This is a genomic window from Deltaproteobacteria bacterium, assembly GCA_016931625.1.
GTDB lineage: Bacteria > Myxococcota > XYA12-FULL-58-9 > XYA12-FULL-58-9 > JAFGEK01 > JAFGEK01.
In genome coordinates, this window is sequence record JAFGEK010000020.1 from 80639 (window position 1) to 92997 (window position 12359).

Sequence of the window (12359 nt, forward strand, 5' to 3'; positions counted from 1 at the left end):
TTTATGTGTGAGTGAGGTATTATATGACGAATAGCACTTACACTGCGCAACTTCCAGAGTTCGATGTTAAAGAAACCGATGAATGGGTTGAAGCCCTAGATGATGTTGTTGAATATCAAGGTGCTTTACGCGCACGTTTTTTACTTGAGAAAATTTTGGCACGTGCTCGTGAATTAAAAATTGGTTTGCCCAATTTAACTCAAACTCCTTATATTAATAGTATCCCTCCACATGAAGAGCCACCTTACCCGGGTGACGAAGCACTTGAAAAAAGAATTCGTCGCATAATTCGTTGGAATGCTATGGCTATGGTCTATCGAGCCAATAAACATTTCCCGGGTATCGGCGGACATGTTGCAACATATGCGAGCTCTGCAAGTTTATATGAGATTGGTTTTAATCATTTTTTTAAAGGTAAACAACATCCTGATGGTGGTGACCAAGTATATTTTCAGGGTCATGCAGCCCCTGGTATTTATTCGCGTGCATATTTGTATGGTAGTTTAAATGAAAATCAGCTTGAACACTTTCGCCGTGAAACACTCGGAGAGGGTTTGTCTTCTTATCCACATCCTTGGCTAATGCCACAATTTTGGGAATTTCCCACAGTCTCAATGGGCTTAGGACCGATTGCCGCGATTTATCAGGCCCGTTTTAATCGTTATCTTCATGCTCGAGGTTTAAAAGACACAAGTAAACAACGAGTTTGGGCTTTTATCGGCGACGGGGAGTGTGATGAACCTGAAGCGCTGGGAGCAATAGATCTAGCGGCCCGTGAAAGACTTGAGAATTTAACCTTTGTGATTAATGCCAATCTACAACGATTAGATGGGCCGGTACGCGGCAATAGTAAAATTATTCAAGAGTTAGAAGGCACATTTCGTGGTGCAGGCTGGGAAGTAATTAAAGTTATTTGGGGAACACAATGGGATGAGTTAATTAAGCGTGATTATGACGGAGTGCTAATAAAGCGACTTAATGAAGTAGTAGATGGGCAATTTCAAAAATATATTACTGAATCTGGTGATTATATTCGTAAAGATTTTTTTGGCGTTGACCCCAGATTGCTTGAGTTAGTTAAAGACTTTGATGATAACTACCTGCAAAAAATGCGAAGAGGTGGTCATTCGTTAACTAAAGTTTATGCTGCCTATAACAAAGCTATCGACCATCAACGTCGACCAACGGTGATTATCGCGCAAACAGTAAAAGGTTGGACGTTGGGCTATGGTTTTGCTGCAGCAAATGTTGCACATCAATTAAAGAAGCTTGATCTCGATCAATTAAAACGTTTTCGTGATACGCTGCAATTACCGATACCTGACAGTAAAATCGAAGAAGCACCATATTATCATCCAGGTGCTGACAGCCCAGAAGTTAAATATATGCATGAACGTCGTCAAAATTTAGGTGGCTTTTCGCCATCACGAATTTCACACAAAGTTTCTATACCCAAACCAGCTACTGATATTTATCAAGAATTTTATCATGGTTCTAAAGATGAAATGGAAGTATCTACCACAATGGCGTTTGTACGACTATTACGTCAACTCATGCGTGATAAAAATTTTGGCAAATTAATAGTTCCAATCATACCTGATGAAGCACGTACTTTTGGTATGGATGCATTCTTTCGAGAGTTCGGTATTTATTCCGCAAATGGGCAAAAATACGAGCCTGTTGATGCTCACATGTTGCTTAATTATCATGAAGCTAAAGATGGGCAATTAATTGAAGAGGGCATTACTGAAGCTGGTAGTATGGCCACTTTTACCGCTGCTGGTACTGCATATGCTACCCATAATGTGCCCATAATACCGTTTTATATGTTCTATTCAATGTTTGGTTTGCAGCGTATTGGTGATCAAGCTTGGGCTTTTGGTGATAGTCGTGGTCGTGGATTCTTGATGGGAGGTACTGCTGGTCGAACTACTATGCTTGGTGAAGGCTTACAGCATCAAGATGGTAATAGCCATATTTACGCTTTAGCTTATCCAACGATGCAAGCATATGACCCTGCCTATGCTTACGAAGTCGCAGTAATAATCAAAGATGGCTTACGCCGTATGTTTAGTGATAATGAAGATATATTTTATTATATCACTTTATATAACGAAAATTACAAAATGCCGCCTAAACCTGAAGGTGTTGATGAAGGTATCGTAAAAGGTATGTATCTTGATCGAGCCGCCCTCAGTGATATCAAGGGTCCGAGAGTGCAATTGTTTGGTAGTGGGGCTCTGCTGCGAAGTGCAATAGCGGCACAAGAAATATTGGCTACTAAATATAATGTCGCCGCAGATGTATGGTCGGTTACAAGTTATCAGCAATTATATCGTGAGGCACGTAGTTGTGAGCGTCATAATCGCTTACATCCTAGCAATACACCTAAACTCCCATATGTTACGCAATTGCTTGAAGGCCATCAAGGCCCAATAATTGCCACTAGTGATTATGTTAGTGAGTTACCCAGCATTGTCTCACGATATTTGTCACGACGTTTTACCGCACTTGGTACTAACGGATTTGGTAGATCTGACACGCGTGAGGCTTTGCGCTACTTTTTTGAAGTTGATGCAGCCTACATTGCACAAGCCGCACTTGCTTCGTTGGCGCAAGATGGTACGATTGAAACAAAAGTTGTTGAGCAGGCGATTAAAGACCTTGATATTGACCCTGAAAAACTAGATGCTGCCATCGCGTGAATATATTTATATGATTTTAATGTTTTTAAAAATACGCATGAGTAAATAAATTGAAGGGACTAGAATAATTGAGCCTAGTCCGAGCGCCCATAACACCATTGTTTGAGTTACCGTTGTGTAACTAGCTGCAGTTAAAGTGATATCTGGCATAATCAGGTAAGGGGCCTGTGCCGCACCCCAACTAATGACTAGTAATGCTATTTGCAGTACTGCAGCTAATCGGGCCAAATAAAATTTGTTTCGCAACAGTGCACTAAACGCAAATATGGCTGCAGCTAATATTCCAAGTAGCAAAGGTATTGACCATGCTTGTGTCACTAGTTGGATGAAAAAAATAGGGGCTTCGGCCCATGCCAAAATAATTGCAAAAAGTGCGAGTACAAAAACCGCAATGCTGCACAACAAGGCTACGCGACGAAAAACAACGATTAAATGTTTTTGTTCATCAAGTGATTGTGCTTCAATAATAAGATATACAGCGGCGATATATGCAAATAAAGCAACTGTATGCAACCCAGTTATAATTGGAAAAAGACCCAGCCAAGGTTGCCAATAACTACCCGTGAACGTTCCATTAACAAAACGCAAACGACCGGAACTAACTGTACCAATAATTATGCCAAGCATTAGTGGGGCGATAATACTGGCTAGCGCAAAAACCAATTGCCAATATTTTTGTATAGTCGGTGAAGCATAATCAGAGGTGTAAAACGCAAATGCAGCACCACGTAACACTACACTAACTAAAAATATAAGTATGGGTATAAAAAGACTTATTGATAAGGCAGCAAACGCCGGCGGAAAACAAGTAAACAAGAGCACTACTATTAATATAAGCCAAACATGATTAGCTTCCCAAACCGGACCGATCGCTTGTCTAATTAGCAAACGTTGCTCATTTTTATTTTGCCCAAAAGCTAGGGCACTAAGTACTCCACCACCAAAATCAGCACCGCCAAGTAAACTGTAAATTAATATGGCTGCTAATAATACCCAACCTAAAACATCAGCAGTGGACATTGGATTGCTCCGAAGTTATTGCTGATGATGTCATTGTTGCCATGGTTGGTTGTGAACCCTTATGAATCATACGGCTAAGTAAAATAGTAACTGACACCCCAAGCAAAGCAAACAAACTAATTATAACCCAAAATGGCGTGGCTAAGTTTGGCATAGGGGTTACGGCAGCACTAGTTAGCATCGTATTCATAATCGTATAAGGTTGACGTCCCCACTCAGTTACTAACCAACCGGTTTCAAGAGCTATATAACCTATTGGGGTGCACAGCATGATGATAGCTAACAAGGTGTGATTAAAAACAAATTCTTGTTTGCGCCAGCGTGTGCGTAACATGGCTGCGTATATTAAAAGCACGACAAATGCCATTAAAAATCCCAAGCCCACCATAATTTGAAAAGCTAAATGTACGAGTAAAGTATTTGGCCAGGTGTGGCGGGGAAACTCTTCAAGACCAAGCACTTTTGCATGAGGGTCATGAAAAGCTAAAAGTGACAAGCCATAAGGTATTTTAAGTGCATACGGTGTTGTCATAGTGTCATCGTCGGGTATGCCACCAATATGCAAGGGGGCAGCGTTGGTAGTAAGATAGTGACCTTCGATAGCTGCAAGCTTGCGTGGTTGGTTAGTTGCAACATGCCGTGCAGAAAAATCTCCAGAAATTGGTTGCAACAGTGCAGCAATACCACCAACGCCAATTGCAATTAAAAGTGCGGTTCGATGAAAAGTACTGCTAGGCTGTCGCCATAAATAAAAGGCGTGAATGCCAGCCACGGCAAAACCAACAGCGGCATAACATGAAAGCAGTACATGTATTACTTCTTCAGCAAAACCAGGTGGAAACATGGCAACGATAGGGGAGATATTATGCGGCTTACCGTCAATCAGTGCAAAACCAACCGGGTTGTTCATCCAGGCGTTAGTAAGGGTTACCAAAAATCCAGATAAGGCGCTGCTTAAAGCAATGATGATTCCAGAGAAAAAATGTAACTGGCGGCTGACACGCTCCCAACCGTAAAGATAGATGCCTAAAAATATAGCTTCGATAAAAAATGCAAAACCTTCAAGAGAAAAAGGAAAGCCAATTAATGGTCCGGCAAAATCCATAAAGCGCGGCCAAAGCAAGCCAAGCTCAAATGAAATGACCGTGCCGGTAACTGCGCCGACGGCAAATAGTATCGCAACACCCTTAGACCATTTTTGCGCCAACTCGCGATACACCGCTTTGCCGCTACGCAACCAACGCCATTCGGCGATAGTCATCATTAAGGGTAGGGCGACACCAATAGCCGCAAAAGTAATATGAAAGGCTAAAGTTAAGCCCATTAGCCAGCGGGCATACATGAGATCAGTCACGCCTTATGTCTATCGTTGCTTGCAGATGATGACAAGTTTAGTTTTCTGACTCCGAAAAATAATTAGTCTGGCCATTGTTTTTTTACCATATTCATTAATTAACTTCATCCGGTCCAATATCAAAAATACCATCACTTGACGGCCGAGTCTGCTGTTCAATATCTTGGCTAATATTAGAGGTACTATTATCTAATGACGCACCATTATTTCGTGCTGGCGACACTGCCGATAAACGCGTTTGAGAATAATCCCAATTTGCACTAGGCTCGACTAAAAATGGGTCTACAATAAGATTGCTTGTGATATTTGGTGTGCCAGCAATTTGATTAATAGTTGCGGCAGAGTAGGTGACCATACTCGTCTCTGGGCCAATAGCCACATAGACGGGTACATCACTAGTCGCTAAGTCGTCTTTAGCAATGTACATCAAGTTATGACTAAATCTCGCCATATTGCTCTCTTGTGTGCTAGTTATTTCAAGCACCGCTAATCGCCGCGACTCATCGATGCTATTGCCTATATTAAATATATTATTAACCAAGCTTATGCCGTCATTGTTGATTTGGTTGAGGTAAATCGCAGTCTGGAGTTGCCCTGGCGCTGCTAATGCAGTTTCTGGGCTAACCGCAAATAGATTATGATAGGCAGCAACACCAGTTCCGCCATTTTGCCACAAAGCTATCAAATGCTGCCCCCGATTTGATAAGAATACATTATTAGTAAGTAGTGGGGCGCTGATAGTAGTTGGCGTATCAATCATCGCTGCAGCGCAATTAGTTTGTATTTTGGTTGTTGAAGCTGTCAGTGTAGGCAAAACACACGAAACTCCGTTAGCATCAAAAAGAGTGCCGACTTGATTGCCAGAGCTAGTACTTAACTCAGTGGTATCGCGAAAAGCAATAGCGACAATATCGGCGCTAGTATCACTGCCTGAGGTTATGTAGTACCCAGCTCGTATTTCGTTATTGTTAACCACTGCACCGCTGTTGTTTATTAACCATAAGCCGGTGGCATGAAGTGGATCAGAAGTAATGTTAGAATTTAATGCGGTTGTTGGTCCACCAGTAATAGCTCCAAAGCCGTAACTGCTGGCGGATTTACCATTATTTACAATAGAAGCTGTGTTTGTGCCATATAGCAGTAATCCAACAGCGACTAACGGTCCGCCACTGCTTGGCATGTTAAACGCCATGTCGGCAATTAAATGATTATTGATAATTTGCAAGTTATAGGAGTTGCCAGCAGTAACAGCTAGACGACTAACATTATCATAACTTGCGTCAATGATGCCGGCACATAAAAGCCGGCCGGCTTCTTGGTTGGTGATAATAGCATCATTGTCTGCAATTATAGTATTGTCTGAGTGGTCAATACGAATAGCTGCCGAGACGTCTGCACTCCCGCTAGCGGATATTTCATCATTAGCAAGTATGCTGGCGCTAGGTCTCCCGCCATTAACGGTAGTCATATTAATACCAATTGCTTGAGTAGTAGTATTACTTGTGCTGCTACCTGAGGCCGAAATCTTTTTAATATGTTGAATGGTAGCACTTGCATTATCTACAATTGCTACCGCTAAACATTCATTAGTACAATTTTGTGCTGAAATTGATTCAAGACCATCTAAAACTAAATTCGCTCCATTAGTCTCAGTCGCCTCTACGCGAGCAGCGTTTAATAATGCTCCACCGGTGACAGTAATTGTGCCGCCGCGCATTTGCAGTTGTGCGGGGATGGCCGTAGTACCGGTCACATAAAGGCCACGGACTGTTGCTGCGTCTGCTGCTATGCTTTGCAAAGTACAATTAGACAGTAAAACAGTGCTGCCGCTATTATATACTGCTCCTGCAGAGGCATTTTGCGATACTATATTAAGACCAGAAATAGTGCCATTATACCCAGAAGAAAAAGTCAATGTCGGTTCAGTATTTGTTACTATGTTGCTACTTTGTAATGTTGCCAAAGGTGTAGTAGCCGGTGTGGTGGCATTAACGAAACCAAAAATGCTCGGATGATGGGGTGGGTTAGAATGTTGCTGTGGATTTAATACAAACGGCCCGCGAAAATCATCGCTACCTAATATGCAGATATTCGTGCCATCATTCCAGGCTTTATTTAAAGCGTTAATAAGTGGCCCCATAGTATTGGAAGCATCGCTACCACTACCATTACCACTGCCGCCATTAGTAGCCCAAACGCAATTTTCACTGATGATATAAATATTAGCAGTGTCAATTTTTGCACCGTCACTAACGCTAACCGTAATGAGATGAGGAGTAGGGTTTGCCGCTGGTATAACTGCAGTTACACTGCGCTCCAAGGTAGTGTCAGTGGTATTGCAGGTTCCACTACCAGTGCAAATTAATAAGTTATCGTTATCGGTCCAGCTAAAATCCCAACTATTGCCATCTATATCAGCCGCAGTGACAGCGAGTGTAATTTGGCTATCAGCTATTGCCAGCACATACCAATCTTGACCAACAAGACGAGCATTGCTGACCTGAATTATTTCTGGGGCATCGTTATTGATAATCAATGACAAACTAGCATCAACGCCATTGCCATCAGCGCCGAGTGTAACGCTATATGTACAACTATCGACCGTATCATTAGCAACGATAATAGTAATGTCATAATTATCACCGTTGTTACTAAGAGCCGTATTAATGTCGCTACTATTACATCCACTGGTTGCTGCAACACTAAGAGCAGCATTAGTTACCGGAACACTATGTTGAATAAGCGCACTAAAGTGGCGCGTTTCATTTGGATGCAAGCTAATCGTTGATCCCGAAGTAGTTAAACTTACAGTATAAGGAGGGCATAACTCGTCAATCGTTTCATCACAATTATTATCGATACTATCATAGCAAATCTCAGTATTTAACGGTGAACGGCGATAATCAGTATCGTCACAGTCTTGAGTATGTAATATATATTGGTCGCAATTAGCGAAAGCACCATCAGCGTCAAGATCACGGCAGATAGCACAGCGCCCCCAAACGTCAGGATCATTATCATTGCAATCATCGCCTAGACCGGCTGGGCTCTGTGGACAAATATTCGGACTGCCAATAATTATTTTTTGGGCATCGCAATGCTCATCCAAATCACTGTCGCAACCGTTATCTATAACTCCATCGCAATCGTTATCTAAATTATCGCAAAGTTCATTTGTGGGTAAATAATTGTCATAAGCCTCAATGCATTGATTGTCTTGGTTACATAACAATTGATTATTACTGCATAAACCGTTCAAATTAGTAGCTGGTTGGCTGGTACAACCTTCATCAATGACTCCATCACAATTATTATCGATACCATCGCAAATTTCATTTGTGGGTATACAAGTGTTTTGCTCTGTCTCGATTGGGATGTTAATGATTTCAGTTTTAGGAGTACGGCTCGTACAATTTGCTAATAAAATCGTTAAAATTGTAAAACTCAACAACCAATTGCACTGCATACCCGCCTCCTTAAGACAGCGGTCGTGCTTCTTTTTCCTTGCGCGAAGTGTCGCTATACTTATTTTTATGGCAACACTTTGCATATACTTATAGATCGTAGCCGAAATCCGCGCAGATGCAATTATCAAAACTATCATGCTCATTTTGAATAATTTCGAATCTATTCAATAGGAAACTGCTCTAAGCGGTTGCGTCGCGGGTCATCGGTGTGGTACAGCGCCCGCTTTGTTGGTGATGGAGGTTTTTGGTAATGACGCTCGTAAATTTAATAAATTTCGTAACGTTAGCGCAAGCTGCCGGTAATAGTGCTACAAAAGGTGGTCCATTTGATGGTCTTGTAACCATTGGTGGCCCCATTTTAATGTTTGTGGTTATTTACCTGCTTTTAATACGTCCTGCTGGCAAACAACGCCGTGAGCATCAAGCAATGTTAAATAAGCTTGAAGCAGGCATTGAAGTCATTACCACTGGTGGTCTTATTGGCAAAATTGTGCGCATCGAAGATCGTATTGTTACTTTAGAAGTTGCCGATAAGGTTAAAATTAGGCTGCTAAGAGACCGTATTGCCGGTCGTTTTGCCTCACCAACTGCGGCTGCAGCTCAAAAGAGTTAAGGATATCAGCGAGGAACAAAAAAGCATGAATCGCTCATGGTATTTTAAGTTTGTTCTGACGTTAATTTTTTTATTAGGGTCATTATATCTCTTATACCCATCTTACGTTTACTACTATAAGGCTTCCGCAGCTGAACGTGAAGACAACGATGCTTTTTGCAAATCAATGCCAAAAGGCATGCATTGTAAAAAGTTCAATCTCGGCCTAGATCTTTATGGTGGCGTTCATCTGGTCATGGGTGTTGAGGTTGAAAAAGCAGTGCAACAAAGAGCTGATCGTCTCGCAGATGCCCTGCGTCAAGAGTTGAAAGAGCAAAAAATTAATTTTTCAAATATTATTAGACCAAGAGACAATAGCGATATCATTGTTACTTTAACCGCTAATGATTCTGATGAAAGTTTTAAAAAAATAATTCGTAAAGAATTTAAAGTATTACACATAGTTCAACATGAAGATCGTACCTATACCCTTGCGGTAACCGGGGAATATGCAGAGCACATTCGCGAATCTGCCGTTGAGCAGGCAATTAAGACCATTCGTAACCGTGCTGATAAACTAGGTGTTACCGAACCTACGATTGCAAAGCGCGGTACTGATAACATTTTAATTCAATTGCCAGGCGTTCGCGACCCTGACCGAGCTATTGCAGTTATTGGCCGCACGGCACAACTCGAATTTAAAATAGTTGACGCTGAAGCAACTGCGGTTTTTGACGAAATTACTAATGAGCAATTGCCGCAAGGTGTTACAAAAGAAGAGCACACCTTTACAGGTCATGGTGGTAAATCAACTCGCGAAGTTTATTTTGAAACGCCATATGAGCAAAAAGAAGCCTTAGAAAAATTACTTACCGCAAAAATACCTTCTGACCGAGAGATTTTATTTGGTGATATCGATAGAAAAGGCAGTGCGGCTCAAGCGACACAAGTAAAAACACCACAACGTTTGCGCACCTATTTAGTTACTACCCGTCCTGGGATTACCGGTGATTATTTAACTGACGCTAATGTCGAGCAAGACCCAAAAATGCCGGGTGACTATTATGTCTCTATGACTTTCGATCAAAAGGGCGCTCAAATTTTTGCAAAGTTAACTGAAGAAAACGAACAGCGTATGATGGCTATTGTGCTTGACGAAAAAGTTAATAGCGCCCCAGTTATTCAAGAAAAAATTGGTGGAGGCTCAGCCCGTATCACTCTTGGTGGCAATTACGGCTCAACAAATTCTCGCTTTGAAGAAGCAAAAGATCTTGCAACCGTGCTAAAAGCTGGTGCTTTACCAGCACCAGTTGATGTTCGTGAAAAACGCCAAGTTGGCAAAACTATGGGAGAGGATACTGCTCGCAAGGGCCAAATAGCCTTGGTTGTTGGTGTTTTTGCTGTATTAATTTTTATGGTTTTCTATTATCGGGTAAGTGGTTTAATTGCCAATTTCGGCTTAATTCTCAACTTTGTTTTATTGTTGGCAATTATGGTCGTTTTTGAAGCAACTCTTACCCTACCAGGTATGGCTGGCATCGCTTTAACTCTAGGTATGGCAGTAGATGCCAACGTACTTATTTGTGAGCGTATTCGTGAAGAACTTCGTTTGGGTAAAACACCGCGAGCTGCCATTGATACTGGGTACAGCAAAGCTTTTTCAGCAATTTTTGACTCTAATGTGACAACATTAATTGCTGCAGTAGTGCTTATGCAGTATGGCACGGGGCCGGTGCGCGGTTTTGCCGTGACGCTTATAATTGGTCTGCTTTGTTCGTTATATACATCAGTAATTGTATCGCGGTTGATATATGACTTTATTACTTCTAGCTGGCGTATTCAGCGTTTAAGTATTTAAGGAACCAAATATTATGCGAGAGTTCTTCAAACCAGGTTTATATATAAATTTTATGGGTAAGTTCCGAGTTTTCGGGACATTTTCAGCATTGCTGATTATCGGTAGCATAGTATCGATAGCAGTACGTGGTTTTAATTTTGGTCTCGATTTTGCTGGTGGTTATGAAATTCAGGTTAAATTGCCAAAAGCTGTCAACGAAGACGAGATTAATTCAGTAATTAGTCCATTAGGTATTACCGATGCTCGAGTGCAACAACTTGGTAATCAAGATGGCCTTGAATACTTAATTCTCGTTCGCCAACAGGGTACTCTTGGTGAAAAAGAAAAAGACGCACTTAAGAATGAATTTGAAACACTTGCTGGTGGTATTAATAAAATTGCTAATTGGACAATAGCCGAAAGTGGTGAAGTTATAAGTGTGGGTTTTGATCAACCGATAATCGAAGATCAAGTACAAGCTCTGCTATCTAAGCATAATTTAAAAGTGCTCAAGATTACCGCTGGCGAACGTGCAGATAAGTCAGAATATACAATTGAACTTGCATCTATCGGCCAGCAAATAACTGAAGTTTTAAATAAAAAAATGAATGTAGATGCAGGCAATGTATCGATAGAATTTGTTGGCCCTCAAGTTGGTGAGCAACTTCGTAATCAGGGGATTATGGCCGTAGCAATATCGCTACTATTTTTGATGTTATATATAGCCATTCGTTTTGATTTTTATTTTTCTCCTGGTGCCATCATCGCTATTCTTCATGATGTTACAATAGTTCTAGGAGTGTTTTCGTTTTTTCAAATTGATTTCACTTTATCAACGGTTGCCGGTATTCTTACTCTTATTGGTTACTCATTAAACGATACGGTTGTTGTCTATGATCGCATTCGAGAAAATATTGCTCGGTTACGTGGTCGTGAGTTGCGTTTTTTAGTTAGTTCTTCGATTAGTGAAACGCTTTCCCGTACTATGCTTACAGGTCTAACAACAATGTTCGTAGTAATTTCGTTATTTATTTGGGGCGGTCGCGCGTTAATGGATTTTTCCGCGTGTTTATTGGTAGGAATTATCATTGGTACTTATTCATCAATTGCTATTGCTGCTCCATCTTATGTGTTGTTGCGTGAGCAATACGACCGTCGGGTCAAAACAAAAGCAAGCGCTTAAATTTCTTTAGACGATACACCGCACTTACTAGTAAACTAAAATATAACAAGACGATTTTATGTCTTGAACGTTAATTAAATACAGTTAGTTCTGTTAAAAGTTTTGGTGGAGTGATGGTGCGATGATCGGGCCCCCTTTGGCGGTTGGCAATTTCGCGAAAAAAGAATAACCCAATCATCACACCACCGCTCAACCAAAATA

The 12359-nt window shown here is 41.2% G+C and carries 7 protein-coding genes; 4 read left to right on the forward strand and 3 right to left on the reverse strand.

From position 1 onward, the window contains the following. Positions 1-23: 23 nt before the first annotated feature. Positions 24-2705, forward strand: a complete 2682-nt coding sequence (gene aceE / locus JW841_01555; GenBank protein ID MBN1959605.1) for a pyruvate dehydrogenase (acetyl-transferring), homodimeric type — start codon at positions 24-26, stop codon at positions 2703-2705. Positions 2706-2711: 6 nt separating this feature from the next. Here aceE and JW841_01560 read toward each other — a convergent pair whose 3' ends face one another. The 3 genes from JW841_01560 to JW841_01570 all read right to left on the reverse strand — a co-directional run bounded on the left by JW841_01560 (position 2712) and on the right by JW841_01570 (position 8545). Continuing rightward, entirely contained in the window at positions 2712-3725 is a 1014-nt protein-coding gene (locus JW841_01560; GenBank protein MBN1959606.1) for a cytochrome d ubiquinol oxidase subunit II, read from the reverse strand. Then, the gene (locus tag JW841_01565) at positions 3712-5079 is read right to left on the reverse strand and encodes a cytochrome ubiquinol oxidase subunit I (GenBank protein ID MBN1959607.1); all 1368 of its coding nucleotides are present in this window, start codon (positions 5077-5079) and stop codon (positions 3712-3714) included. The genes JW841_01560 and JW841_01565 overlap by 14 nt, the downstream gene beginning before the upstream one ends. Before the next feature lie 94 nt (positions 5080-5173). Continuing rightward, positions 5174-8545, reverse strand: a complete 3372-nt coding sequence (locus tag JW841_01570) for a putative metal-binding motif-containing protein (protein MBN1959608.1) — start codon at positions 8543-8545, stop codon at positions 5174-5176. Positions 8546-8796: 251 nt separating this feature from the next. Between JW841_01570 and yajC the strand changes: the two genes are divergently transcribed. From yajC to secF, 3 genes are all read left to right on the forward strand, one after another. Beyond that, a complete protein-coding gene (gene yajC / locus JW841_01575) occupies positions 8797-9159 on the forward strand; it encodes a preprotein translocase subunit YajC (GenBank protein MBN1959609.1) in 363 nt (120 codons plus the stop codon). A 178-nt stretch (positions 9160-9337) separates the two neighbouring features. After that, positions 9338-10996: a protein translocase subunit SecD gene (gene secD / locus JW841_01580; GenBank protein ID MBN1959610.1), complete on the forward strand. Its 1659-nt coding sequence runs from the start codon at positions 9338-9340 to the stop codon at positions 10994-10996. Positions 10997-11048: 52 nt separating this feature from the next. Further along, a complete protein-coding gene (gene secF, locus JW841_01585) occupies positions 11049-12158 on the forward strand; it encodes a protein translocase subunit SecF (protein MBN1959611.1) in 1110 nt (369 codons plus the stop codon). The last annotated feature ends 201 nt before the right edge of the window (positions 12159-12359 follow it).